Consider the following 25,129-nt stretch of genomic DNA (forward strand, 5'->3'; position numbering starts at 1 on the left):
ATGTTCTGTATATTAACTGAATCGAGGTGTGTATAGATGACAGCGATTTATGTATTCATGATCACTGTAATGGCCATTATTATTTTCGGTGGTGTGCTTAGCATCTTATTGACAGCCGCATTCGTTTCAGACAAAGTAGAGCATGATGAAATGTTTAGTCAAGGCAGTTGGGATGATGAATTGCTTCACTTGAATCACTCTCCACAACCGATTGACGACACGAAAAGCTGAGAACCTTCTCGGCTTTTTACTTTGACTTCATGAGGTGAATCCATGCTCCGCTTTCGTTTTATGATTTTACTATTGATTGTCTTTATATCCGGCTTGATTCAAGGTGCGCTCATTCCCCTTCTGTCCACGTTGATTGAACGTGACGGAGCACCTGCTTGGGTGAACGGATTGAATGCAACGATGCTCTATGTCGGGGTAATCGTTTCTGCACCGCTCCTTGAGCGCTTCGTCCGAAAATACGGATTCCGTCCGACCATCGTCCTCGGAATTGCGTTAACCGCATTCGCGACTTTCGCTTTGCCCATCTGGCCGTCTTTACTCGTGTGGGCGATGATGCGGTTCTTTATCGGGTTTGGTGACTCTGCCCTCCACTACGGTTCACAAGTGTGGGTGACATCTTCTACGGATAAGCGTAGTCTCGGTCGCGCGATGGCGTATTATGGGATGTCGTTCAGTCTTGGTTTCGCCGTCGGACCTTTACTTGCACCACTTGTCGATCTATGGTTTTGGTTACCGTTTTTGATCATCGTCTTTTGCTGTCTTGCCTCATTGATGCTCGTCTTTAAAGTCGAGAATGAGTTCCCTGAAATCGAGAAAGTGAAGACGGATTCGAAGGGACGCATCCGGTTGATTCTAGTCGGTGCGGGATACACGCTTCTCCCTGCGTTTACATACGGATTCCTGGAAGCGAGCTTGAATGCCAACTTCCCAATCTTTACGTCGCGTAACGGGATGAGCCTGACAGAGACGAGTACACTGATTACGACGTTCATCGTCATGTCGATCGTCGTCCAACTCCCTCTCGGTCGACTCGCTGACTTGTATGGGAAGAAACGAATTTTGCAAATCGTTCTGGCGTTCGGTACACTCGTCTTCGCTTTAGCGAATGTTGTTGTCGATCACTATGTCGGTCTACTCGTGCTGTTCGCTCTTGCCGGCGCAGGGTTAGGGTCGACGTATTCACTTGGTCTAGCACACATGACAGAGGTGCTCCCTCGCTCCCTCCTCCCGACTGGTAATATGCTGTATAGCATCTCATTCAGTATCGGCTCGATTTCAGGACCGATGATTGGCGCCTATTGGTTATCGCTTCCGAAAGAGGTTTACTTCTTCATGTATACGCTGATTTTAGGCATTCTCGCATTGCGACTCTTCACCTCTAAGTCAAAACCGATCAATATATAAAGAGGCAGATGGTTCCCATGAACCATCTGCCTCTTTCATTCTACAACTCGATCCATCTCTTCATCGTTTAACTGCAACGCCTGGATGAACACTTCATCTAATGCGAACGGCTCCGTGTCCAGCGAGGCGAGGACTTCCGATTTCAACGTCACCTCTACGACACGGTCTTCGAACTGCCATCTCGTCTGAATGTCATCCCCTTGTCTCGTCGCGCGGGTCGCCACCGGACCGTGACGTTCTTTTAAACTCTGACTCACGCACTTCATCACGTACTTGACGTACTCATCTTTCGGTTGACGCGAGATGAGGATATTACGGACGATTCGATTTCTAGTCATTGTTTTTCCTCCTTCCTTTGAATGATTGCGTACGCAAGTCTTTACAAACGAAGACCGATTTCCGAGCTTAAAATTCAGAATTTTTAATTTATTTTGTCATGGGATTTTAATTCCGTCAACTCCGTCTCTTTTTTCAATGACTCACGCTTCGTTTTTTCACACGCTTCCCTTGAAAATAAGTAGACAAATAAATCCCTACGATAACGAAAATGAGTCCGACAATCGCGTTCCACGGTATGGTCTCCCCGAGTAAAATACCTGACAACATGACACCAAATAAGGGAACCAAGAAGATATAGAGTGAAATACGACTGACTGGATTATGTTTCATCAACGTATTCCAGAGTGTAAATCCAATCGCTGACAACATCGCTAAATAGAAGAGGAACGCAATCGTTTGGCCGGTATACGGCATTGAGATTCCGCTCGGGTCCAACAGGTATCCGATGATGAGCAATCCAACCGAACCAGTCACCATCGCCCAAGCCGTCATCGGGGCAACATCATATTCTTTCGAATAGTCCTTCGCAATCAAATTCCCAAACGCACCACTTACCATCGCTAAAATCAGTAAGATCTCACCCAACCCAAAACCGACCTCCGTACCAGTCGCTGGCCAGTTCGCGATCACGATTCCAGAAAAGCCAAACGTCAAAGCAAGTCCTTTCAAACGATTCAATTTGTCATCGTCATAGCGGATATGAGCGAGCGCCATTTGGAAGAACGATGTCGACCCGGCAATGATCGACCCTTGTACGCCAGTCGAAATTGAGAGTCCGATATAAAAGAACAAATATTGAAGAAACGTTAAAAAAGAACCGAGATGCGCATACGCTTTAAACTTCTTAGGCGTCAATCGAATCGAACGTTTCAATACCGTCTGACTGATGATGAGCAGAAGAACCCCGGCGAGTAAGAAGCGTTCGCCTGCGAACAGTAACTGCTGACCATATTCGTTCGACTGAATGTCTAGCTTCTCATAACTCAGTTTGATGAACGGGAACGCACTCCCCCATAACAACGTATTAAAAATCGCCAAAAACGCCACTGTCCATGGGCGTTGAAATATATTTTGCATGACACAAAAACTCCTTAATCTTTTTATTTGTGAGTCACTGATGAGCGTGTTAAAATAAACCTAGATAATAATTATTATAAATAAAGATATTGAATCAAACGTAGATTAAAACCTTATTTTAAGCCAATTGAAGATGATAATCATCATCAATCATTATCATTTAATCGAGATTTATTCTCAATTAGAAAGAAGGGATTCTATGAACGTCCAATCGGTTACACACGAAAAAAGCCACGTTTTCAAACGGGCTAGCTGGTACGAACATATCGAATTGATTATGGCGCTCATTAGCGGTGTATTGATTGTACTCGCTTATATCGCCGAAACACAAGAAGGAGCTCCTTGGATTCATGTAACGCTATACTTATCTGCCTTTTTCATCGGAGGATATGCAAAAGCGAAAGAGGGAATCACGGACACGATTGAAACAAAGTCTTTGAACGTGGAACTACTCATGATTATCGCTGCCATCGGCGCCGCATCAATCGGCTATTGGATGGAAGGCGCAATCTTGATTTTCATCTTCGCCTTATCCGGCGCCCTCGAAACATACACGATGAATAAAAATGAACGCGCACTTGAATCGTTGATGGAATTACAACCTGAACAAGCAACTCGTTTAACCGATTCTGACGCACTTGAAGTTGTCCATATTGATGATTTGAAAGTTGGAGACCAGATTTATGTCCGTCCAGGCGAACGCATCCCTGTTGACGGGCGAATCATGAAAGGAAGCGCATCTGTCGAAGAAGCCGCCATCACAGGAGAGTCTGTCCCGGTTGACCGACAAATCGGAGATGATGTATTCGGCTCAAGCGTCAACTTAAACGGTGTCTTAACGATTGAAGTCACAAAACTCGCGACCGAGACGCTGTTCCAAAAAATCATTCAAATGGTCCAGCAAGCACAGGAAGAAAAGTCACCTTCCGCGCAGTTTATCGATCGTTACGAAGGAAGATACGTTCAGATTGTTCTTATATCTGTTGCAGCCATCATTCTTCTTGGGCCGTTTCTCACATCCTGGTCTCTTGAAACGAGCATCTATCGCGGAATGATCCTACTTGTCGTCGCTTCCCCTTGTGCCCTTGTTGCCGCCATCACGCCTGCTGCCCTAGCAGCCATCGCCTCATCCGCAAAACACGGGATTCTGTTCAAAGGTGGTGCGCACATCGAGAACATGGGGCGCTTGAAAGCCATCGCTTTTGATAAAACAGGCACCCTCACAATCGGAAAGCCAGTCGTCCAAGAAGCGCTTATCTCACCTGATTTACAAGAAATCGAGGTCAACCGAATCGTCAGTTTGATTGAAGAGCATTCGATGCATCCGCTCGCAGAGGCACTTGTCTCTTATACCGGAAAACATACCGGGGAGATGACGCACTTTAAAGACATCACCGGTTCCGGGATCGAGGCAACAATTGATGGGACGACATATCGCGTCGGTAAACAGAAGTTCGCTGACCGAAGTGGTGACTTCTTCAAAGAAGATGTGGAACGGCTGAAAGAAGCCGGTCACACACTCGTGTTTATTAGTGATGACTCTCGTACAATCGGCGCCTATGCCCTCCGAGACACATTGCGGTCCGAGGCTAAAGTAGCAATCAAGCGTCTGAATGACCTCGGAATCGCGACGATCATGATTACGGGAGATAATGAAGCGACTGCACGTGCCATCGCAAATGAAGCTGGATTGACACGTTATATTGCCGAATGTTTACCAGAAGAAAAAGTTTCACAAATCAAAGCGTTACGTGAAGAGTACGGTTCAATTGGAATGATAGGCGACGGCATCAATGACGCACCTGCCCTTGCGACCGCTGATGTCGGAATCGCGATGGGTGAAGGAACCGATGCTGCTCTTGAAACAGCCGATGTCGTCTTGATGAAAAACGACCTCATGCGTTTGAGCGACGCCATTCGCCAATCACGCAAGCTGAACCGAATCGTCCTACAAAACGTCGTCTTTGCGCTCGGTGTCATTCTCGTCCTTATTGCCACAAACATTTTCGAACTGCTCATCATGCCATTCGCGGTCGTCGGACACGAGGGTTCTACTATTCTGGTCATCTTGAATGGACTTCGTCTTCTCACCTCTTCATGGGAGTAACCGATTCGACAAAATCGAATCGATGATTGAAACGATATGTCGATTTCGTTATAATTGAAACAATGTGTCTAAATAGACTGAAACAGATCGAAAGATTGGCTAAAGGTGGTACATGATATGAATACGATTGCAGTCATCGGCAAAGTGTTTGTCGATATTAAAGGAACATCTTTCGCACCGCTTCATAAAGATGCGAAAAATGTCGGCGACATCACTTTCTCTAATGGCGGAACAGGTCGGAACGTTGCTCAAAACTTAGGTGTACTCGGTAATGACGTTCGCTTCGTCTCCACTGTCACGAACGACCAAATCGGGGTCGGCGTCCTCGAGGAGTTACGTGGTTTACAGGTCAATGTCGATGGTGTCGATATGCTCGACGATAACGGAATGGGAATGTGGCTCGCCGTCATGGATAACAATGGCGACCTCCAAACATCGATTTCGAAACAACCTGACGAAGCACGGATGGAAGAAGCGATTTTACGTCGAATCGACACAGTCTTTAAAGAGAGCGATGCGGTCGCAATCGACTTAGACTTGTCTGTTAACGTCTTAAACGAAACGATTGAACTTTGCCGTGAGATGGACTTGCCACTATACGGTGTGTGTGGCCACCTTTCCGTCATTGAACGGAACCGCCATTTACTTCAAGGCTTCACTGGATTCATCTGTAGCCGCGAAGAAGCGGAAATCTTGTCCGATATGTCAATCGTCACGGTGGATGACGCACTACGCGTCGCCGAAGTACTCGCCATGAAAGGTGCACCCCTCACCATCGTTACGATGAGCGAGCTCGGGGCTGTTTATGTCGACCTTCGTACGAATGAACAAGGTCACGTCCCGACAACGAAAGTAAAAGTGGCCGACTCTACTGGGGCCGGTGACTCATTCTTCTCCGCTGTCATCTCAGAACTGATGAAACAGCATCCAATCGAAGATGCGCTTCGTCTCGGGATGCGTGTCGCAGGAAAAGTCATCGCGTCACACGAGAACGGATTGACGCAAGACATGTATGATTCATTAGAACAACCTACGCAAAAATGAGTTGAACGCATCGGCGAATCGTCGATGCGTTTTGTGCAAAATTATAGGAATGAAAGGAACGATTTCAGTGGTTCGAACGAAATTAAGAAGTGCGATCATTCTAATGAATGACAAAGACGAAGTCGCTTTGATTCGTCGCGAAAAAGAGGATGTCTTATATTATGTATTCCCTGGAGGCGGAGTTGAATACGGACATACGACAGAAGAAACAGCTATTCGTGAAGCGTTTGAAGAACTTGGCGTTCACGTCGAGTTAGAAGGGGTTGCTGCCTACGTCGCCTTCAATAACGAGCTAAATCCTTACTATTGGGCAAAGATGACAGGTGGCGAATTCGGTACCGGAACTGGCGAAGAGTTTCAAGAAGAACAGACAAACGGATCGTATACCCCGATGTGGATCAAGCGATCGGCGTTACCTCATCTTCCGGTCCGCCCGCCATCACTTGCTGAAAAACTTGCCTCAAATGAGACTCGCTTTTACGATTTGACGTTAGCCGAGGATTAATCATGTGTATCCTCGACCGAATTCGGGAAATGTTTTTCTAACGATTGAGTCAGGAGGGTTTCATGATGGCAATGACAGAAGTAAAGGAAAAAAAGAATTGGTTCGGGTTTGGAAAAGAGTTATTCCGTCGTTTTAAAGAGCATGACGTACAAGACTACGGGGCCACACTCGCATTTTTTTGGTTTTTATCGATTTTCCCCGGCATCATCTTCATTTTGGCACTCTTATCATTTTTTGATGTCTCACAAGATTCATTCCAAAATCAATTGAACGATTTGGCACCGGGTTCTGCTGCTTCCGGGTTTTTGACGGGTATTTTTGACGCAATCGGCGAGCCCCGAGGCGGTCTCTTATCGCTCGGTGCGATTTTAGCCATTTGGTCTGCCGCAAAAGGGGTCGATCGACTCATCACGACTTCCCTACACGCGTATGGCGAGGACAACGAACGGAATTTCTTCGTCAAAAAAGGATTGGCGCTTGGTTTGACAATTTTACTCGGAATCGGGATGCTGCTTCTCATTCTCTCGAACGTGTTCGGAGCGCAAATCATATCGTTCGTTACCGAATATCTACCCGTCAACATTACCGGGGCAGAAGAGATGATGATCAATGTGTTCCGCTACGTCTTGACGACAGTCGTCTTGATTTTGACGCTTTCGATTTTTTATAAAGTCTCACCGCAGCAACACGTATTCTGGAAAAGTACGATTCCTGGGGCCATCTTCGGTGTCATCGGTTGGCAGCTCGTATCTTTTGGGTTCAGTTTGTACGTCTCAAACTTCGGAAGTTACGACTCAACCTATGGATCGCTCGGTGGAATCATCGTCACGTTGCTTTGGTTACAGCTGACGGGAATGATTATCCTCATCGGGTCTGAAATTAACGCGACGTGGATGCGTTTCTTTAAAACGCCAAGTGAACAAGAGTATGAACGTGATTTCAAGAAGAACAAAAAGAAAGCGAAACAAAAACAAGAAGAGGATGACTATGAAGACATCCCAACGAATACGTATGGCTAATACAAAAGGAGCACGTTCAAGCTGAACGTGCTCCTTTCTTATGCCTCTACTGGATCAAGGCGTCCTGTTGCCGGATCAATCACGAATCCATGCACGTTCGTGCCTGGTGGCAACAGTGGATGGTTGTTGATTAAGTTGATTGAATGAACGACGTTCTCTTCGACCGAATCAAATCCATGTAACCATTGCTCCAAATCCATTCCTGACGATTTCAACGTCTTCAATGTCTGAGGATCAATTCCTCGTCGTTCCATCTCTTCAATCACGACAGACGGCTCGATTGCTGCCATTCCACAATCGTAATGACCGACTACGACAACTTCCTCCGCGCCTAGCGCATAAAGCGCGACTAAAATCGAACGCATGGCTGAACCAAATGGATGCGACAAGACAGCCCCCGCATTTTTGATGATTTTAGCGTCTCCGTTCTTAAGTCCTAGCGCTTGAGGTAACAATTCCGTCAGACGTGTATCCATACACGTCAAAATCACAATTTTCTTATCCGGAAATTTATCAGATACGAACGGCTCGTACTGTTTTTCCTCTACGAAACGTTTGTTAAATTCAAGCATTTCTTTTACGACTGACACGTTAACGCCTCCCCTTTTCTTACATCACAAATCTCGAAACAATGAGTCCGACGACCATCCATGCCCCGAACAACGTATTCACCTTCGCCGTCATCGCCATCGCAGGCATTAATGCGGCCGGTTCGGCTTTTTGCCAAAAGCGTTGAATCGCCTTAACCATGACCGGTACGGTGAATAATGATAGCAAGACCCATGGTGTGACTCCATAATACACGACGGCAACGATGATGCCGACTAATGCGGCGATAAAGAATGCCGCGAGCACATATACAGCACGTCGATGACCGACTAGACACGCGATTGTTTTTCGCCCGTTCTCTTTATCGTTATCTAAGTCGCGAATATTGTTCGCAAGTAAGATCGCTCCAATCAACAAGGCCATCGGGAACGACACAAGCAACAACTCCGTCGTTACCGTATTGATTTGAATATATCCGGCGATTCCAATGATGACATATCCCATGAAGAGACCGGCAACAATCTCACCAAACGGCGTGTACGCAATCGGTAACGGGCCTCCTGTATACAAGTATCCAACGAGCATGGATAACGCACCGACCCAAAGCAGATGCCAACTCGTTGACGCTGCGATATAAAGTCCGAGTATCGCCGAGACGGCATACATACCAAGGGCGATTGACAGGATTTGATTTGGCGTAAACCCGTCACGTACGATGGATCCACCAATCCCGATTGATCCTTCATGGTCTAACCCGCGCTTATAGTCATAATACTCGTTAAATAAGTTCGTCGCGATTTGAATGAGGACTGACGCGACCAGCATCGCAAGAAAGAGTCCCCACTTCAGTTCGGTTTGATCGAGGACGATGAACGTCCCGAGCAAGACCGGAATAAAGCTTGCTGTCAGGGTATGTGGGCGAATCATTCGCCAATATGCCCCTTTTGATTTCTGTTTCATTTCGTTCCCTCCCTTCGTTAGTTTACGTCTCGATGAAAAAATCTGTCAACGCTAGCCATCTCTCTCACGTTGCTAACAATTTCTCAAGCATTTCATAGGCAAGTCGATTGCGAACTCATGATACACTAAAGAGTGAGAATTCTATCGGATTGAGGAGGCTTTTCTTTCATGCCAGATACTCAAACACATATAAAACAGCGAATCGAGCAAGCCCATAAACGGGCGCGAGCTTGGCAACGACCTGTCCTCGCATCCTACACATGGGAAATCCCGGCGTTCGATGCGTTTCAAATCATTCAGAACACGGATACGTCCCACTATTACTTCATGACACCGGACCGTACGCTTGAAATGCTCGGTTGCGGAGATGCGCTCGTCTTGAGTGCCTCTGGACCCGAACGATTTCAGCGACTCCAGTACGATTGGAGTCTTCATCGGCGAGATGTCGATGCAACCGTTCATGCGTTTGCTGGCTTTTCGTTCGATACGTTCATGCGTCCACAAAAGAGTATGTGGGATGCCTTTGGGGAAGCATCGCTCGTTGTCCCAAAATTTTTATACCGTCGTTATAAAGACAGACACACATTGACAGTCGCGACCCTTGTCTCTTCGAAACAATCGGTCGAACAGTATTTAATTCAATTAGCCGATCAATTGGCGCAATTCAGCTCACTTCGCCCGGCCGAAGAGTCAACACCGTCCTATTCGAAAGTAAAAGACGGTGTGGAACATTACAAATCAAGTTTTCAGCAAGCCAAGCAGTTGATCGAGGAAGAGCGAGTCGAAAAAATCGTCATCGCGCGAGAAGAAATTTATCAACGTTCTGACGACGCCTTTCCATTCGCCAAGAGTTTGAAGCATTTGGCGGAACATCAAGAGTCGAGCTATATCTACTTATATCAACCTAAACGTGACATCGGCTTCTTCGGAGCGACACCTGAACGATTGATTCAAAAAGAAGGGATGCGACTGAATACAGCTGCCATCGCCGGAACAATCAAGCGCCCTCAGACTGAAATTGAAAGCGACCTCGCAAAGGAACAATTGTTACATGATGCGAAAAATCGTGAAGAACATCAAATCGTCGTGAAAGATATTAAGCAAGCTTTGACACCTTATACCGCACCGATTCATACAAGTGAGACACCGCAAATTCTCGCGAATCGATCGGTGTTCCACCTGCACACTCCGATCCAGGCGACACTCGAAACAAACGCTTCCTTGTTGTCGTTAGCGGAAGCACTCCATCCAACCCCAGCCCTCGGAGGCTCGCCGAAGCGGACATCGGTCCGATTGCTTCGTGAAATCGAGCGGTTCGACCGCGGATGGTACGGTTCTCCATTTGGCTGGGTCGACAACGAAGGGGATGGCGAGTTCGTCGTCGCCATCCGCTCGGCACTTGTCCAGCAACAGTTCGTCGCACTTTACGCAGGAGGCGGGATTGTCAAAGACTCGGTTCTCGAGCAAGAACTTGAAGAAACCGAAATGAAAATGAGTCCAATCAAACAAGCTTTACAGTTTGATTCGCACGATTAAGGAGGCACCCTACATGAATAAGATGTTAACCGACTGGGTAGCATCCATGGTGAATCGACTTGTTGAATCCGGTGTGACCGACGTGGTCATCAGTCCAGGTTCTCGTTCGACCCCACTTGCGATGGCGGCTTATTTGCATCCACAAATCCGCCATCACATCATCGTCGACGAGCGCTCCGCTGCATTTTATGCTCTCGGACTGACTCGCTCGACGGACACCATACGTCCTGTCGCACTCATCTGCACGAGTGGTACGGCTGCGACAAATTACTACTCCGCAGTGACGGAGGCGTTCATTTCGCAATTGCCGCTCATCGTCTTGACGACCGATCGACCACATGAACTTCGGAACGTCGGAGCGCCACAGGCGATCAATCAAGTCCGATTATACGGTGAACAAGTAAAGACGAGTCTCGACTTACCTGTACCTGAAGAAGAAACGCTGCCGTTCATGCAGCAGACAGTCACCCGATTCACGAACCTTGCCATGCAGGCACCTATGGGCCCCGTTCACTTGAATGTCCCATTCCGGGAACCGTTACTCCCTGATCTTGAACAATTGAAGCTGATGCTGAGAGGTGAACCTGCTATACCGGAAAGACAGAGTGTTCGCCCGACAAATACCGACCGGGAAATCTTTTTGGAACGTACGAGTCAAAAGCAACTCGCATTCGTCGTCGGCCCTTACACACCAATGTCATGGCAAAAAGCCATTTACAAATCAGCGACCGAGCATCACATCCCGATTTTCGCCGATCCACTCAGCGACATGCGTCGTTTCGACGGTGTCTTGACGAACTACGACACGTGGCTCGCAAGTGAACATAAAGCCGACTGGTTACCGGATGTGTTCATTCGATTCGGTGCCGCCCCCGTTTCAAAACGGCTCAATCAGTGGATGACTGCGACGGAACTAGTTGTGATTGAAGAGCCAGGCTCTTATCGTGACCCAAGTAGCCGTGCGACCATCTGTTTCGGAGACGCACTCGACTTTTTACCACTCATTGAAGCAACGAATGATCCACGTTACGTCGAACGACTTCGTTTCTTCGAGGATGTCACGGAAACGGCGAAGCCTTCACTCCAAGGAGAAGCCGAATTGACGAAACGGTTACTCGATACGTCAATCGAACGTCTCTTCGTCAGTAACAGTATGCCGATTCGTGATGTCGATACGACATTATCCGCCGGAAAGAGCGTGCAAGTTCTTGCAAACCGGGGCGCCAACGGGATTGACGGTGTTCTTTCGAGTGCACTCGGTAGCTGTTATGACACGGCTCATGCCGCTCTACTGATTGGTGATTTGGCATTCTATCATGATAGCAATGCCCTACAACTGTTAAAACATCACCCTAGGAAGTTTTCAGTCGTGATTTCGAATAATAATGGTGGAGGGATTTTCTCCTTTTTACCGCAAGCTTCCGTCGATACCCAACTTTTCGAAGATTTGTTTGGGACACCGCTTGATTTGAACATTCGTGGGTTTGCCGAGACTTACGGGTTGTCCTATCGTCTAATTGAGCAACCACAGGAGATTCACGAAGCGATTGAAGACGGCATTCATTTGATTGAGTTCCCATCGGATCGCGAGCAGAATGTAACAACTCACCGAGGATGGACGCAGTCTGTCTGCGCTCGTCTCATCACGGAGAACGAGGCATGACCATTTGTTTGAGAGATGTCGACTATGAAGTAAGCATTCGAGGGGAAGGAAAACCGGTATTATTCTTACACGGGTTCACGGGAAATGCTCAATGGGTCGATTCGTTCCCTGCCTTACCGGTTCGACTCGTGTCACCTTCATTATTGCAACATGGCGCAACGGAACGCCCTCCCATCAATCGTTCGACAATGAGTCAACAAGTGAAGGACCTATCACGCCTACTCGATTTAGACGATCGCCCTTGGACAGTCGTCGGTTATTCACTCGGCGGTCGAATCGGATTGACGCTCGCCGCGTGCGATCAACGCGTCGAACATGTCATCGGAATCAGCACAACACCCGGTCTGCGCTCTTCTAAAGAGCGGACAGCTCGTCGACGACAAGACGAAGAACTTGCCCGATTCATCGAAACCGAAGGACTCTCCGCATTCGTCAAGCGATGGGAGAACCTTCCGCTTTGGCGACAAACTGAAGAGATGAAACAATCACTCAGGAAGGACCGACTCGCACAACATCCGACTGCTCTTGCGAACAGTTTGCGGGCCATCGGTACAGGTCACATGCCGTCGCTTTGGGGCGCATTGCACCACCTTCCCCACATCGACTTGATTGTCGGGGCAGAAGATTCTAAGTTCAAAGCGATTGCACGAGACATGCAGAAAGAACGGTCTGATATTAAAATCTACGAAATTTCAGATGCGGGGCATGCTCCTCATATCGAGAATGCACCAGAGTTTGGTACAATAATAAAGAAATTGATTTTAGGGGGTATTTAATATGGAATCAGTAGCGAACTGGACATCGGTCCGTACGTATGAAGACATTAAATATGAAACATGGAATGGGATTGCTAAAATCACCATCAACCGTCCAGAGGTACGCAACGCGTTCCGTCCGTTGACGGTCAATGAATTGATCGATGCATTCGCACGCGCACGCGACGATAAAGAAGTCGGCGTCATCATCTTGACGGGTGAAGGCGAAAAGGCATTCTGTTCAGGTGGAGACCAAAAAGTTCGTGGGCATGGCGGATACGTCGGGGAAGATGAAATCCCACGCTTGAACGTCCTCGACCTTCAACGCCTCATTCGAGTCATTCCAAAACCGGTCATTGCCATGGTCGCAGGTTTCGCAATCGGCGGAGGACATGTCCTTCATGTCGTATGTGACTTAACGATTGCAGCGGACAACGCTCGCTTCGGACAAACAGGTCCTAAAGTCGGTTCGTTCGATGCAGGATACGGCTCTGGTTACTTAGCACGCATCATCGGTCATAAGAAAGCTCGTGAAATCTGGTACCTTTGCCGCCAGTATGATGCACAAGAAGCACTCGAAATGGGACTCGTCAACACAGTCGTCCCTCTCGATCAACTCGAAGCAGAAACAGTCAAGTGGTGCCAAGAAATCTTACAACACTCACCAACTGCACTTCGCTTCTTGAAAGCAGCAATGAACGCGGACACAGACGGTCTTGCCGGGCTTCAGCAACTCGCTGGAGATGCAACGCTTCTCTACTACACAACCGATGAAGCGAAAGAAGGACGCGATGCGTTCAAAGAAAAACGTGACCCTGACTTCGGTCAATTCCCACGTTTCCCTTAATTTTGTTGAGAGAGTAGCGATTCCGCTACTCTTTTTTTGGAGGTTACAGACATGTATGAATGGATTGATCAACATCCGGCATCACAGATTGCACTCGTGACACATGAAGAGAGACTGACGTGGGAAGCGTTACGTACCGAGAGCCTGCAACTTGCCCAATACATCCATGAACAGGCACCCACTGCCGAAAAGATTGGCATATTCGCTAAAAACAGCAAAGACTATATCATCGCCATCCATGCGGTGCATCTGCTCGGCAACATACTCGTTCCAATCAACACACGCTTGACCGAAGAGGAAGTGCGCACTCAGTTAAACACAGCAAGAGTCGATTTGCTTCTCGTCGATGACGAGATCGATTTGCAAGTCACACAACTTTTAGTGACACATCGGGCGCGTTCATGTTTCACGGTGACACATGAGTGGAAAGAAAATGACACCATGTCTCTCATGTTTACGTCCGGTACGACGGGGCGGGCCAAGGCTGTACAACAGACGTATGGCAATCATCTCGCAAGCGCACGTGCTGCCGAAGCGCATCTAGACTATCGTCCATCTGACCGCATGCTTACGGTGACGCCACTTTTTCATATGAGCGGGCTCTCTCAAGTGTATCGGAGTGCAATCATCGGTTCGACGCTTTATGTCGAACCCCGTTTTGATGTCGACCGAACCCTTCATTTAATTGAAACTGAAGGCATTACCCAGTTGTCACTCGTCTCCATCATGCTACAGCGACTGCTTGATGCCGGGCTAGAAAAACACTGTCTTCGCACGTTGCTCGTCGGAGGTGGACCGGTCCCTCGCCCGTTACTAGAAGAAGCAGAGCGACGACAGTTACCGGTCGCTCAAACATATGGGATGACCGAAACGTGTTCTCAAGTTGCCACATTACTTCCGAGCGAGGCGCTCTCGCATATCGGTTCGAGTGGTCGAGCCATCGCACCGACCTTGATCCGAATCAGTCAGGACGGGGAGATTGAGGTAAAAGGACCAACCGTGACGAGTGGGTACTTCGAACAACCTGAATCAGATGCTTGGACACCAGACGGTTATTGGAAAACAGGTGATCTCGGAACGATGAAAGACGGATATTTATATGTACACGATCGCCGAAGCGACCTCATTATTTCTGGTGGCGAAAACGTGTATCCTGCTGAAATCGAGGCTGCGATGTTACGATGTGCCGGTGTCCGAGACGTTGGGGTTACGAAACAAGCACACCCGACCTGGGGAGAAGTCCCGCTCGCCTTCGTCGTCGGATCATATGACCCGACGGAGATGCAGGCAATCCTCAATTCCCAGTTAGCCAAGTATAAACATCCGCTTGCGATTCATCACGTAGAGGACCTACCCCGAAACGCGAACGGAAAATTAATGCGTCATCGCTTAAAGGAGCTACTGCCATGATCAAACGTGCTGACCTTTCAATCGTCCCTTTGACATTTAAACACCCCATCGTAACGGCGCACGCCGTTTTGTCGGTGAGACGAACACTCATCCTTCGACTTGAAACTGTAGATGGTGTCGTCGGATATGGCGAAGGTGTCGCCTTTGAGACACCTTGGTACACGGAAGAAACGACTCAGTCCATGATTGATACATCAAAATTGATTCTTCATCTATTAAAGGGCATGACGGTCACGACGGACGTGTTTCCGACCCTCGTCTCATCGGTTATCGGTCAACGAATGGCGAAAGCGATGTGGGAAAGTGCATTATGGGAGATTGAAGCAGCACGCGCGAACATGTCACTGAAGTCGTATATGAAGGCCGGAGATACCGTCTCCTGCGGTAGAACGATTGGGATTGGGCTACTCCATCAGACGATGAACTCGATTGAAGCAGCGCTAGCCGATGGTTTCGAGCGAATCAAATTAAAAGCCTCCCCTAATGAATTACTCCCGGCACTACGCGAAATCCGAGCTGTCTTTCCAGATGCGCCACTCATGATTGACTTAAACGGAAGCGCGTCCGATCAACCGATAGGATGGTTCGAACAAATCGATGCCCATCGGTTATTGATGATTGAACAACCGTATCCGAGCCGCCAGTTCGCCAAATCGGCGACTCTTCAACAAAAACTCAAGACACCCATCTGCCTCGATGAGTCGATTACGTCTTACGACGATGTGGAGACGATGACGCAACTCGGCGCGGGTAAAATCGTCAATATTAAGCCTGCACGTGTCGGGGGGTTCAGTGAGGCGTTACACATTCGGAAACACGGAACACCGTACTGGGTCGGTGGGATGTATGAATCCGGAATCGGAAGGTATCACACGCTTTTATTCGCTTCGCTCAGCGGCGCGAGCTTTCCGGCGGATATGTCTGGGACGAGCGCTTACTTCGAACAGGATTTGCTCGATACACCGCTCGAGGTCGAGAATGGGAAGTTGACGCTTCCGGATTCGGTACAACCCGACTGGGATGTGATTGAACAGCTACGCGAAGAAGTGATTTTCTTGCAAACATAAAGAAGGTGCGGTTCACGAGAACCACACCTTTTTTTAACGGAATGACCCCGTTAACACTTCATATCCATCTTCGGTGACGATGACCGTATGCTCGAACTGTGAGACGAGGCTCTTGTTCGGTGTGAAGAGTGTCCATCCGTCTTCTTCCGACTGATAGACGATTTCGTCTTTCGTCGAGATGAATGTTTCGACCGCAATCACTTGCCCAGCTTTTAAGAGCTGATTCTCTTCGCGGCTGTAGTAGTTCGAAATCGTCTCCGGCTCCCCGTGTAACGTCCGACCGAGTCCGTGTCCGGCCAAGTTACGGATGACCGTGAATCCATTCTTTCTCGCGTCCGAATAAATGGCTTTCCCAATCTGGTTGACTTTCACGCCCGCTTTGACTTTGCTAAGACCCGCTTCAAGCGACGTCAACGACACTTCGACCAAACGTTCGTGCTGAGGTGATTTTGCTGCGCCTGCAATGACCGTACGACCTGTATCCGCATAATAGCCATCCTTCACAGCCGAGACGTCAACGTTGACGATATCACCTTCTTGAATGACCTCTTCCCCAGGAATCCCGTGGGCGGCGACGTCATTGAGTGAGATACACGTGTACCCTGGAAACTCATACATCGTAATCGGTGCAGAAGCCGCACCCTCTTCTTCTAAAACACGTTGCCCAATCGCATCCAATTCTTTTGTCGTCATGCCCGGTTTGACGACTTTCGCCATCTCATCTCGTGCAAGTGCGACGATTCGACCGATTTCGCGTAACGCATCGTAATCATAATCTAACATCATAACTCTTCCTTTCAGTCTAATAATCGATTCTGGTACAAATATTCTTCGGATATGTCGGCGAACAAGAACATGCCGTCGGGTAACGGATAACTGAACGTACGCGTCACTTCGTTTGAACTGAAATCACGATAGTCTCCTGATAAATAACCACGTCCTCGAACGTCCATGGCCGCCATCGTTTGAATGAAATATGGACGGAAACTCCAGTTGTAACCCCGATACGTATTATCGACACGCCATTCTCCGTTCACACAGTAGACGTTTGCACTCGTCTGAAAACCTGTCTTATCCGTCAAATAGTAACGGACAAACACTTCCTCGAGCTTCGGTGCGATGTATTGAATCCACTCGTCTTTCTTATCTCTCGACCATTTCCCGGATTGAACGAGTTCTCCGATTCGACGATGTAACTCAAACTCAAGTTCGTATAAACGATTCAATCGTTTCTGATCATGTAAAAAGAAAGAAGGCACTTCTTGCGCCAAGACACCCATTCCTTTGATTTCTCGTTGTGGAAGCTCGTCTTCTAGACCAAGCAAACCACCCATATAATAGCGACCGCCGTGTTGCCAAGCATAACGAAGCTGTCCGATATGGTTGATGGATTTGTACAGAAGCGGTGCACCGAGCTTCGATGCGATATATTCCATCGTTTGAAGCATGTTCGGATACGTGACCGACAACGTCTTTTTCTCCACCATCGTGCCGAGGTCGACAAGCAACAATTCTGGCGCGAGTGTCATAATGTCCTCGATACTCGTCGACTCTGCGAAGTCTAGGGCAATTTTCAGTCCATATGAACGGTAGTATTGAATGACACGCGATAGGCGAGGAACATCAACCAGATCCGTCCCTTGAAGCGTCACATAAATACGATGTAACGGGAAATTCAATTCGCGAAGCGGCGCTAAAAAAGCTTCTCCCCCTTCTTCAAGAATCCATTCCGACCGACATCTGAATGTGACGAATGGCTTGGCGTCTCGAAGTTGTGCTGCTGCCAGTTGCTCCATCCGTTGGGCGATGTCTAACTGATACTCGAGCGGAACGTCATCATCATAAAAAAATGGCGTCAACGATTCTCCTCGGAATCGCCCATGTACCATATAGCCTTCCACTTGAAACGTCGCCGCTCCAAGGATTGGTTCATACGTCACCATCACTTCTTCAGGATGGACCATCACTTCTACCGCATCCATAACTCATCACCTCTTCGTTAAATGCGAAAACGAGCTACAATCAGCTCGTTCGCGTGTGTACATACATATAGGCACCGAAACAAGCAATAAAATAGGCGATACTCATTACGCCATATGCAATGCCCATCTTTCCGCCTACTCCAATGGCTAACACTAAAAAAATCATCGCTCCAAATAACAATGTCGCCACGGGGATATAACGAAAGTTAGGACGGTCTGTCTTTGACACGATTGGTTTGAGTGCGAGCACACAACCAAGTAGCACAAGGAGACCGAAACTTAATTCCACCATCCGTTGACACCTCATCCTTCTATCTCTACTCAACTAGTGTAGCACGACACAATAAAAAAAGCCGCAAATCCACTTAAGGAAATGCGGCATTTTACAATGATTAGTCACGCGGACGGCGTGGGCCACGGTCATCCGAGCGACGACGATCGTCACCACGGAATGATCCTTTACGATCTCCGCTACGTCCATCACGACGTTCGCCACCGCGTCCACCACGACGATCGCCACCACGGCCACCGCCACCGCCACGACGGTCGTTACGACCACGGTATCCACCGCGATCGCCACCACGGCCACCTTGACGTTTGACACGAACTGGTTCAGCGTACGAGATTTCAACAGGTGTTGAATCCGGCTCTTTTGTCAATCCACGAAGGGCTGCAGCGAGAATTTCAACTGCTTCATACTCTTCAAGAAGTTCAGTCGCAAGTTGCGTGTAAGCTTTGAAGTCGCCCGCTTGAACGCGTTCGATCAACTCTTCAGCTGCTTGCTTTTGGTTTCCTTCAAGTACTTCTGCGATTGTCGGTACGTGACGACGGTTCATCTTTTTGTTTGTAACGCGTTCGATCGCCTTCACTTGTCCAAATTCACGTGGTGTGATGAAGGTGAGGGCAGTACCTGTTTTACCAGCACGACCTGTACGACCGATACGGTGTACGTAGCTCTCTGGGTCTTGTGGTACATCGAAGTTGTAAACGTGCGTGACACCTGAAATATCAAGTCCACGTGCAGCAACGTCAGTCGCTACTAAGATATCGATTGTTCCGTTTTTGAAACGACGAATCACTTGGTCACGTTTTGATTGCGTCAAATCTCCGTGAAGACCGTCTGCTGTATATCCACGTTTGATGAGTGCTTCTGTCACTTCATCAACGCGTTTCTTCGTACGAGCGAAGATGATGCTGAGTTCCGGTGAGTCGATGTCGATCAAACGGCAAAGCGTGTCGAATTTTTGACCTTCACGCAATTCGAGGAATTGCTGGTTGATGTTTTCAACAGTCATTTCTTTTGCTTTTACTTTGATGATTGTCGGCGATTTCATGAAACGCTCAGCAATTTTTTTGATTTGTGGTGGCATCGTCGCTGAGAAAAGAAGCGTTTGGCGTGCTTCAGGAAGACCTGCCAAAATCGTTTCGATATCTTCAACGAAGCCCATGTTGAGCATTTCGTCTGCTTCATCCAAGATGACTGTTTGAATGTCATCAAGTTTGATTGTTTTACGTTTCATGTGGTCCATGAGACGTCCTGGTGTTGCAACAACGATTTGTGGGTTCTTTTTCAAACCACGGATTTGACGGTCGATTTGCTGACCACCGTAAACAGGAAGTGCGTATACGCGCTTTGTTTCTCCGATTTTGTTTAATTCTTCTGCAACTTGAATCGCAAGTTCACGTGTCGGTGCAAGAACGAGTGCTTGGACTTGACGTGCCTTTGAATCGATTCGCTCAATTGTCGGAATACCGAAAGCTGCTGTTTTCCCTGTACCTGTTTGTGCTTGTCCTAATACGTCCACTCCTGTGAGTGCGACAGGAATTGTCTCAGCTTGGATCGGTGTAGCTTCCTCGAAGCCCATTTTGTGTACACCTTTTACTAACGCTTCACTTAATTGTAAATCTTGGAATTTTGTCAAATTATATTCTCCTTTGTTCATACAAAAAACGTCTGAGTTCAGTTTGACAGATCTACAGACGTTTTCTCAATGTTTCCTCATAGTCAACTTTATTAACTATAACGTATTTATTCCTAAAATGAAAGAAATACATTTTCAAACTTTTTCATGTCATCCGAACATGAGTTATCTTATTTCAATTTGTAGCCGTTGTCGAGCTTTTCAACTTGCTTTTCTTTTAGTAGTTTTCCGAGCGCCCGTTTAAATGCGGCTTTGCTCATCCCGAACTCACGGTCGATGATGTCAGGAGCCGTCTTGTCACCATACGGCATCTGACCACCACGTTCTTCGATATAAGAGAGGACGCTCGCCGCATCGCCGTCAATCGCCTCATAGGCACGTGGTTTCATAGAAACGAGAACCGTTCCATCTTGTTTCACTTGGGTCACTCGAACCGTCAATTGTTCACCGAGACGTGGCCAACGTGTCATTTCTGCTTCGTGTAAGAAACCGAGTGATTCTCCTTCGACCCATACGTTGACGCCAACTTCACGTTTATTGACGACAGTCGCTTGAACATCTTGGTTGTTCCATTCTTCTTTCGATGGACGTGCCAACAAGTTCAAGTATGCGTAAGGTGCCGGATCCCCGAGCAAACGTCCTTTTTGGTCATACTTCAAACGAATGCACAATTGGTCTCCCGCTTGCGGCCAGTATGACCGGTTCTCTGGTAAGTCGTCCATCGAGACGAGAACATCTTTTTGAATCCCGATATTGACGAAGACACCTGTGTTATATCGAACGCCTGTCACTTCACACCATTCATACTCATCGAAAGAGACCGTCGGAATCGTCATCGTTGATGCGAGACGCCCTTCTGAGTCATGATATAAAAAAACACGAACCGTTTGACCGACCGTCACTTCTTCCGTCTGTTCTTTTCGATGAAGGAGTACCTCTTCGCGACCGTTACTAATGAATACTCCAAAATCAGCAGAACGTTCCGCGACCAAGTCTACTACTTCTCCTGCGCGCAATGCCATTACACCCACATCCTTTTCTAATCTATTACTGTCAGTATACCTATCTACACACGTTCCTAATCATATCATGTTCTCTTTCAACATTTTGAATAAATGTGACGAAATTGTGAATGCAAAGAAGAAAGGGAAAAACGTCACAACAAATGGAAGGTAGATGATTTATTAAAATTTTGTGACAATTTTGTGAACGTCTTTTTTTCTTCTAGTATCCTATTTTTGAAAACGTTATTATATAGGAAGTGTCCAGTATAGATAAGGTTTCATTTAGGATTGATCGGGGGATAATAAATGTTTGATATACAGTCTCGTTCGTTTGCAAAACGTTTTACAAAAGGGCTACTCGTCGCCTTTTTCGCATTACTCGCATCACTCAGCTTCATTTTTTCAAACGGTGTGGATACAAACGTATCGTCATCATCGACTTATATGACGCAAGAGTAAACGTCTTCCGTGCTACTGGAGGCGTTTTTTCTTTGCCAAACGCAAACAGGAATTTCCTACAAAAGGTCGAATACGATTAAAAGACCTTGCCTTTTTCTTTACTACCACATAAGAAAAGGAGACTCCGCTATGATTTTCTATTTTCTTACGACCATCTTATCGACTGTAGGCCTCGCTTTCTTGTTCCAGTCCGAACTGTATAAAGATCCGATTGGGACTTTTCTATTTGCTGTTTTAATTGCGATGGGACTGTCTTCCTTCAAACAACTCTTTATGCAAGCAAGCGAGTTCTTTGTGGAACGGCGGAACCAGAAACGAATCAAACGCGTCGTGGAAAGAATGCATTCGACGACACGGAAACGCTCTACATAACGCTCGTCTTCCCTCTCCACATTTGGTATTCTATGAAGGAACAGACAACGTACATTGGATTTATAATCGCAGGAGGCACACAATCGTATGAATGAAATTCCGTTATCGAATGAATGGCTACTTCGTTATTCACCCGTCATGGAGCTTTGGTTAAAGGAAGATGGAATCTTACTTGTCGATGACGACAATCGCATCCGCCTCACCCTTGAAATCGGGAACGACCAAGCCATGCAAATTAAAAGTATTGAACAAGACGGCGCTTATTTCGTCGTCGATCCTGTGAATAAACGCATTACGTTCGAGCTTGAGGAAGAGGAAGAAGAGAGCGATTCTCGCTTTTGGGAATAAGGATTCATGCCGAAGGGTCGGATTCTCGTCAAGAGAAGAAGACTCTTTCTTGTTGTCATTATGAGAGGAGAAAATAAAATGATTCGAACAGCTGTATGGTTTTTCTCATTTTTTGCGGTGTTACCGATCACCGTCCCATTTTTACAGAAGGCGAAAAAAATCGATCCACCAAAGCGTTATCGCTATGTGCAAGACATCGCTTATAAATGGGCACAATTCTTGTTGAAAATTGCCGGTGCCGACATTCGGGTCCATGGACAGGATCACATTCCGGATGAACCGGTCGTCTACGTATCAAACCACCAAGGAAACTTTGACGTTCCCATCATGTTGACGGCCACGAAACGACCAAAGGCATTCATTTCGAAAATTGAAGTACAGAAATTCCCGATTATCCCGCGTTGGATGGAATTGATGGGCTGTATTTTTATCGATCGAAGCGATCGTCGTCAATCAATTAGAGCGATTCGCTCAGGCGTCGAGACAATCCAATCCGGTCAGTCAATGATCGTCTTCCCAGAAGGAACACGCTCAAAAGGCGGTCCTATGAAAGAATTTAAAGCTGGGAGTTTGACACTCGCGACGTCAAGCGGTGCGAAGATTGTTCCGGTTGCCATTCAAGGGAGCTACAAACTGTTAGAAGCTAAAAATCGAATCACTCCGGCAACGGTTGACGTCACTTTCTTACCCGCGATCGATCCGGCTGACTTACCGAATAAGGAAATCGCTGCAACGGTCGAAGCAGCCATTCGTCAACAGATTGAAGGAGAGAACGCATGAGTTTATTAATGATTGAGGGCATTCATAAAGAGTTTGCCGACAAAGTCTTATTTGACGATGTGACAATGACGATTCATCCAGGAGACCGTATCGGAATCATCGGAGTGAACGGTTCTGGAAAATCGACATTCATGAAAATCATCGCTGGTGCCGAGACGGCAGACAAGGGAACGATGCAACATCCGAACGATTATCGCATCCGCTATCTGACTCAGACGGTTCAGTTCGATGAAGGTCAAACGATTCTTGACGCCTTGTTCACAAGCGATACACCGTCCGTTCAAGCACTGAAACAATTCGAACGTTCCCGCCAAGCGCTCGAAACGGATCCAACGAGTGAGCAATTACTCGAACGTTTCATGAAAGCTCAGCAGGCTGTCGATGCCGCAGACGCTTGGGAAACGGAAGCAAAACTGAAGTCGATCTTGAACCGTCTTGGTCTTCCTGACGTATCCGTCGATGTGAACGCCTTGTCAGGTGGACAACAAAAGCGTGTCGCTCTCGCCGCAGCGTTACTCGACGAAGCGGACCTATTGCTCTTAGACGAGCCGACGAACGAACTTGATGCCGACACGATCGCATGGCTCGAGACGATGCTTGCGGATTATCGTGGAGCCATCCTTCTCATCACCCACGATCGTTATTTCTTAAATCGTGTCACAAACCATATCTTAGAGATTGCAGACGGGACGAGTTATTTCTATAACGGGAACTATGAGCTGTTCCTTGAGAAGCGGGCCGAACGAAAAGCACGGGCACAATCAATGGAACAGAAACGGCAAAATATTTTACGTCGTGAACTCGCTTGGTTACGTCGAGGCGCAAAAGCACGAACAACGAAACAAAAAGCACGCATCCAGCGCGTCGAAGACTTAAAGCACCAAGAGAGCTTAGCTGAAGAGGAATCACTCGACGTTTCTGTCGGGTCTCGCCGACTCGGTAAAAAGGTCATCGAGGTCGAGGACTTGTCTTTTGGATACGACGATTCTCTCCTCATACAGCAGTTCAATTGGATTTTCGGACGCCGTGAACGCTACGGCATTGTTGGACCGAACGGGAGCGGGAAATCAACACTTATGAACCTGCTCGCCAAGCGTTTGGAACCGACAAACGGTACCATCGTGCACGGGGAAACAGTCCATCTCGGCTATTACGGTCAACAAGTCGAGTTTGAAGACGAATCACGACGCGTGATCGACGAAATCGAGCGGATTGCGAAAGTGATTTATACGCCGGACGGCGAGACAATCACGGCCGGTCAAATGCTCGAACGCTTCCTCTTTTCACCGGACGCGCAATATAAACCGATTGCGAAACTGTCCGGTGGAGAAAAACGACGCCTCGTCCTCCTGAGGATTCTCATGGACGAACCGAACGTCTTGTTCCTCGATGAGCCAACGAACGATTTGGATACGGAAACGTTATCTGTGTTAGAAGACTATTTAGAATCGTTCCCTGGCACCGTCATCGCCGTCAGCCACGATCGTTATTTCTTAGACCGTGTTGCTGGACAGTTGATCGCATTTGAAGACGGGACCATCCAGGTGTATCACGCAGAATACAGTGACTACTTGACGATGCGCCAAGAAGAGGTTCGTCAAGTGAAGAAAGAGAAAGAACCAAAAGAGAAAAAAGAACGGGCGAAGTCGGAAGTCGTGAAATTCACCTTCAAAGAACAGAAGGAATGGGACACGATTGAAGAAGACATCGCCGCGCTTGAAGAACAGATTGAAGCACAAGAAGCGACGCTTGCGACCGCGGGCAGCGACCTCGGAAAAGTAAATGAATTGTACGCAACAATCGCCGAACTGAAAGAATCACTCGATGCCAAGATGGAACGTTGGACGTACTTGTCTGAAATCGATGAACAGATACAAGCACAGAAAAAGGGCTGACCTTCACATGAGGTAGCCTCTCAAATCAAATGAACAAAAGGTGGACTTCCGGCGCGCGTTCCGGAAATCCACC

At 47.5% G+C, this 25,129-nt stretch carries 26 protein-coding genes; 17 read left to right on the top strand and 9 right to left on the bottom strand.

Going from position 1 to position 25,129, the window contains the following annotated elements; translation table 11 throughout:
• Positions 1 to 36 precede the first annotated feature (36 nt).
• Together PJK55_RS12460 and PJK55_RS12465 are read left to right on the top strand one after the other, a co-directional pair.
• Positions 37 to 231: a hypothetical protein gene (locus tag PJK55_RS12460; protein WP_214785678.1), complete on the top strand. Its 195-nt coding sequence runs from the start codon at positions 37 to 39 to the stop codon at positions 229 to 231.
• Between the two features lie 42 nt (positions 232 to 273).
• Entirely contained in the window at positions 274 to 1,416 is a 1,143-nt protein-coding gene (locus PJK55_RS12465; RefSeq protein ID WP_271306007.1) for an MFS transporter, read from the top strand.
• A 35-nt stretch (positions 1,417 to 1,451) separates the two neighbouring features.
• Here PJK55_RS12465 and PJK55_RS12470 read toward each other — a convergent pair whose 3' ends face one another.
• Positions 1,452 to 1,754 (bottom strand): hypothetical protein, encoded by a 303-nt coding sequence (locus tag PJK55_RS12470; RefSeq protein ID WP_214696351.1) that lies wholly within the window; start codon positions 1,752 to 1,754, stop codon positions 1,452 to 1,454.
• A 133-nt stretch (positions 1,755 to 1,887) separates the two neighbouring features.
• On the bottom strand, positions 1,888 to 2,832 hold the full coding sequence (locus tag PJK55_RS12475; RefSeq protein WP_271306008.1) for a DMT family transporter: 945 nt from the start codon (positions 2,830 to 2,832) through the stop codon (positions 1,888 to 1,890).
• A gap of 199 nt (positions 2,833 to 3,031) precedes the next feature.
• On the opposite strand from PJK55_RS12475, the gene PJK55_RS12480 reads away from it, so the two are divergent.
• The 4 genes from PJK55_RS12480 to PJK55_RS12495 all read left to right on the top strand — a co-directional run bounded on the left by PJK55_RS12480 (position 3,032) and on the right by PJK55_RS12495 (position 7,507).
• Complete coding sequence (locus PJK55_RS12480; protein ID WP_271306009.1) at positions 3,032 to 4,939, top strand: heavy metal translocating P-type ATPase; 1,908 nt, start codon at positions 3,032 to 3,034, stop codon at positions 4,937 to 4,939.
• A gap of 117 nt (positions 4,940 to 5,056) precedes the next feature.
• The gene (locus PJK55_RS12485) at positions 5,057 to 5,983 is read left to right on the top strand and encodes a carbohydrate kinase family protein (RefSeq protein ID WP_074033083.1); all 927 of its coding nucleotides are present in this window, start codon (positions 5,057 to 5,059) and stop codon (positions 5,981 to 5,983) included.
• Between the two features lie 67 nt (positions 5,984 to 6,050).
• Positions 6,051 to 6,488: an NUDIX domain-containing protein gene (locus PJK55_RS12490; RefSeq protein ID WP_271306010.1), complete on the top strand. Its 438-nt coding sequence runs from the start codon at positions 6,051 to 6,053 to the stop codon at positions 6,486 to 6,488.
• A gap of 65 nt (positions 6,489 to 6,553) precedes the next feature.
• Positions 6,554 to 7,507: a YihY/virulence factor BrkB family protein gene (locus tag PJK55_RS12495; protein WP_214822190.1), complete on the top strand. Its 954-nt coding sequence runs from the start codon at positions 6,554 to 6,556 to the stop codon at positions 7,505 to 7,507.
• Positions 7,508 to 7,545: 38 nt separating this feature from the next.
• On the opposite strand, the gene PJK55_RS12500 is transcribed toward PJK55_RS12495, so the two are convergent.
• Positions 7,546 to 8,079 carry a beta-class carbonic anhydrase gene (locus PJK55_RS12500; protein ID WP_074033130.1) on the bottom strand — a complete coding sequence of 178 codons (534 nt, stop codon included), beginning with the start codon at positions 8,077 to 8,079 and terminating at the stop codon, positions 7,546 to 7,548.
• A gap of 37 nt (positions 8,080 to 8,116) precedes the next feature.
• Positions 8,117 to 9,016: a 1,4-dihydroxy-2-naphthoate polyprenyltransferase gene (locus PJK55_RS12505; protein ID WP_214785683.1), complete on the bottom strand. Its 900-nt coding sequence runs from the start codon at positions 9,014 to 9,016 to the stop codon at positions 8,117 to 8,119.
• A 168-nt stretch (positions 9,017 to 9,184) separates the two neighbouring features.
• On the opposite strand from PJK55_RS12505, the gene PJK55_RS12510 reads away from it, so the two are divergent.
• Genes PJK55_RS12510 through menC form a run of 6 tightly spaced genes read left to right on the top strand, consistent with a single transcriptional unit; the run spans position 9,185 to position 16,294 of the window.
• Positions 9,185 to 10,552 (top strand): isochorismate synthase, encoded by a 1,368-nt coding sequence (locus PJK55_RS12510; RefSeq protein ID WP_271306011.1) that lies wholly within the window; start codon positions 9,185 to 9,187, stop codon positions 10,550 to 10,552.
• Positions 10,553 to 10,565: 13 nt separating this feature from the next.
• Entirely contained in the window at positions 10,566 to 12,215 is a 1,650-nt protein-coding gene (gene menD, locus PJK55_RS12515; RefSeq protein WP_271306012.1) for a 2-succinyl-5-enolpyruvyl-6-hydroxy-3-cyclohexene-1-carboxylic-acid synthase, read from the top strand.
• Positions 12,212 to 12,991, top strand: coding sequence for an alpha/beta fold hydrolase (locus PJK55_RS12520; protein ID WP_271306013.1), 780 nt, complete (start codon positions 12,212 to 12,214; stop codon positions 12,989 to 12,991). The genes menD and PJK55_RS12520 overlap by 4 nt, the downstream gene beginning before the upstream one ends.
• Position 12,992: 1 nt before the next feature.
• Positions 12,993 to 13,817 carry a 1,4-dihydroxy-2-naphthoyl-CoA synthase gene (gene menB, locus PJK55_RS12525; RefSeq protein WP_214696369.1) on the top strand — a complete coding sequence of 275 codons (825 nt, stop codon included), beginning with the start codon at positions 12,993 to 12,995 and terminating at the stop codon, positions 13,815 to 13,817.
• Positions 13,818 to 13,868: 51 nt separating this feature from the next.
• A complete protein-coding gene (menE, locus tag PJK55_RS12530) occupies positions 13,869 to 15,227 on the top strand; it encodes an o-succinylbenzoate--CoA ligase (protein ID WP_271306014.1) in 1,359 nt (452 codons plus the stop codon).
• Positions 15,224 to 16,294, top strand: a complete 1,071-nt coding sequence (menC, locus tag PJK55_RS12535; RefSeq protein WP_271306015.1) for an o-succinylbenzoate synthase — start codon at positions 15,224 to 15,226, stop codon at positions 16,292 to 16,294. The genes menE and menC overlap by 4 nt, the downstream gene beginning before the upstream one ends.
• 33 nt (positions 16,295 to 16,327) lie before the next feature.
• On the opposite strand, the gene map is transcribed toward menC, so the two are convergent.
• The 5 genes from map to PJK55_RS12560 form a co-directional block, all read right to left on the bottom strand.
• Positions 16,328 to 17,077: a type I methionyl aminopeptidase gene (map, locus tag PJK55_RS12540; RefSeq protein WP_271306016.1), complete on the bottom strand. Its 750-nt coding sequence runs from the start codon at positions 17,075 to 17,077 to the stop codon at positions 16,328 to 16,330.
• A 14-nt stretch (positions 17,078 to 17,091) separates the two neighbouring features.
• Positions 17,092 to 18,276, bottom strand: coding sequence for an EAL-associated domain-containing protein (locus PJK55_RS12545; protein ID WP_214747210.1), 1,185 nt, complete (start codon positions 18,274 to 18,276; stop codon positions 17,092 to 17,094).
• A gap of 40 nt (positions 18,277 to 18,316) precedes the next feature.
• The gene (locus PJK55_RS12550) at positions 18,317 to 18,568 is read right to left on the bottom strand and encodes a hypothetical protein (RefSeq protein WP_214747211.1); all 252 of its coding nucleotides are present in this window, start codon (positions 18,566 to 18,568) and stop codon (positions 18,317 to 18,319) included.
• Positions 18,569 to 18,668: 100 nt separating this feature from the next.
• Entirely contained in the window at positions 18,669 to 20,198 is a 1,530-nt protein-coding gene (locus PJK55_RS12555; RefSeq protein ID WP_251126649.1) for a DEAD/DEAH box helicase, read from the bottom strand.
• A 170-nt stretch (positions 20,199 to 20,368) separates the two neighbouring features.
• Positions 20,369 to 21,220, bottom strand: coding sequence for a CvfB family protein (locus PJK55_RS12560; protein ID WP_271306017.1), 852 nt, complete (start codon positions 21,218 to 21,220; stop codon positions 20,369 to 20,371).
• 288 nt (positions 21,221 to 21,508) lie between these two features.
• Between PJK55_RS12560 and PJK55_RS12565 the strand changes: the two genes are divergently transcribed.
• From PJK55_RS12565 to PJK55_RS12585, 5 genes are all read left to right on the top strand, one after another.
• Entirely contained in the window at positions 21,509 to 21,661 is a 153-nt protein-coding gene (locus PJK55_RS12565) for a hypothetical protein (RefSeq protein WP_015880844.1), read from the top strand.
• Between the two features lie 129 nt (positions 21,662 to 21,790).
• Positions 21,791 to 22,033 (top strand): hypothetical protein, encoded by a 243-nt coding sequence (locus tag PJK55_RS12570; RefSeq protein ID WP_271306018.1) that lies wholly within the window; start codon positions 21,791 to 21,793, stop codon positions 22,031 to 22,033.
• Positions 22,034 to 22,120: 87 nt separating this feature from the next.
• On the top strand, positions 22,121 to 22,381 hold the full coding sequence (locus tag PJK55_RS12575; protein ID WP_026826759.1) for a hypothetical protein: 261 nt from the start codon (positions 22,121 to 22,123) through the stop codon (positions 22,379 to 22,381).
• A gap of 78 nt (positions 22,382 to 22,459) precedes the next feature.
• Positions 22,460 to 23,161, top strand: coding sequence for a lysophospholipid acyltransferase family protein (locus PJK55_RS12580; protein ID WP_271306019.1), 702 nt, complete (start codon positions 22,460 to 22,462; stop codon positions 23,159 to 23,161).
• A complete protein-coding gene (locus PJK55_RS12585) occupies positions 23,158 to 25,056 on the top strand; it encodes an ABC-F family ATP-binding cassette domain-containing protein (RefSeq protein WP_271306020.1) in 1,899 nt (632 codons plus the stop codon). Before PJK55_RS12580 ends, PJK55_RS12585 begins: the two co-directional genes overlap by 4 nt.
• Positions 25,057 to 25,129 lie beyond the last annotated feature (73 nt).

The organism is Exiguobacterium sp. MMG028 (assembly GCF_027947425.1).
In the GTDB taxonomy this organism is placed as follows: Bacteria; Bacillota; Bacilli; order Exiguobacteriales; family Exiguobacteriaceae; genus Exiguobacterium; species Exiguobacterium aestuarii_A.

Coding starts and splice junctions, on each gene's coding strand:
- PJK55_RS12460 (WP_214785678.1), top strand. CDS start 37: ATGACAGCGATTTATGTATTCATGATCACTGTAATGGCCATTATTATT.
- PJK55_RS12465 (WP_271306007.1), top strand. CDS start 274: ATGCTCCGCTTTCGTTTTATGATTTTACTATTGATTGTCTTTATATCC.
- PJK55_RS12470 (WP_214696351.1), bottom strand. CDS start 1,754: ATGACTAGAAATCGAATCGTCCGTAATATCCTCATCTCGCGTCAACCG.
- PJK55_RS12475 (WP_271306008.1), bottom strand. CDS start 2,832: ATGCAAAATATATTTCAACGCCCATGGACAGTGGCGTTTTTGGCGATT.
- PJK55_RS12480 (WP_271306009.1), top strand. CDS start 3,032: ATGAACGTCCAATCGGTTACACACGAAAAAAGCCACGTTTTCAAACGG.
- PJK55_RS12485 (WP_074033083.1), top strand. CDS start 5,057: ATGAATACGATTGCAGTCATCGGCAAAGTGTTTGTCGATATTAAAGGA.
- PJK55_RS12495 (WP_214822190.1), top strand. CDS start 6,554: ATGGCAATGACAGAAGTAAAGGAAAAAAAGAATTGGTTCGGGTTTGGA.
- PJK55_RS12500 (WP_074033130.1), bottom strand. CDS start 8,079: ATGCTTGAATTTAACAAACGTTTCGTAGAGGAAAAACAGTACGAGCCG.
- PJK55_RS12505 (WP_214785683.1), bottom strand. CDS start 9,016: ATGAAACAGAAATCAAAAGGGGCATATTGGCGAATGATTCGCCCACAT.
- PJK55_RS12510 (WP_271306011.1), top strand. CDS start 9,185: ATGCCAGATACTCAAACACATATAAAACAGCGAATCGAGCAAGCCCAT.
- menD (WP_271306012.1), top strand. CDS start 10,566: ATGAATAAGATGTTAACCGACTGGGTAGCATCCATGGTGAATCGACTT.
- PJK55_RS12520 (WP_271306013.1), top strand. CDS start 12,212: ATGACCATTTGTTTGAGAGATGTCGACTATGAAGTAAGCATTCGAGGG.
- menB (WP_214696369.1), top strand. CDS start 12,993: ATGGAATCAGTAGCGAACTGGACATCGGTCCGTACGTATGAAGACATT.
- menE (WP_271306014.1), top strand. CDS start 13,869: ATGTATGAATGGATTGATCAACATCCGGCATCACAGATTGCACTCGTG.
- menC (WP_271306015.1), top strand. CDS start 15,224: ATGATCAAACGTGCTGACCTTTCAATCGTCCCTTTGACATTTAAACAC.
- map (WP_271306016.1), bottom strand. CDS start 17,077: ATGTTAGATTATGATTACGATGCGTTACGCGAAATCGGTCGAATCGTC.
- PJK55_RS12545 (WP_214747210.1), bottom strand. CDS start 18,276: ATGGATGCGGTAGAAGTGATGGTCCATCCTGAAGAAGTGATGGTGACG.
- PJK55_RS12550 (WP_214747211.1), bottom strand. CDS start 18,568: ATGGTGGAATTAAGTTTCGGTCTCCTTGTGCTACTTGGTTGTGTGCTC.
- PJK55_RS12560 (WP_271306017.1), bottom strand. CDS start 21,220: ATGGCATTGCGCGCAGGAGAAGTAGTAGACTTGGTCGCGGAACGTTCT.
- PJK55_RS12565 (WP_015880844.1), top strand. CDS start 21,509: ATGTTTGATATACAGTCTCGTTCGTTTGCAAAACGTTTTACAAAAGGG.
- PJK55_RS12570 (WP_271306018.1), top strand. CDS start 21,791: ATGATTTTCTATTTTCTTACGACCATCTTATCGACTGTAGGCCTCGCT.
- PJK55_RS12575 (WP_026826759.1), top strand. CDS start 22,121: ATGAATGAAATTCCGTTATCGAATGAATGGCTACTTCGTTATTCACCC.
- PJK55_RS12580 (WP_271306019.1), top strand. CDS start 22,460: ATGATTCGAACAGCTGTATGGTTTTTCTCATTTTTTGCGGTGTTACCG.
- PJK55_RS12585 (WP_271306020.1), top strand. CDS start 23,158: ATGAGTTTATTAATGATTGAGGGCATTCATAAAGAGTTTGCCGACAAA.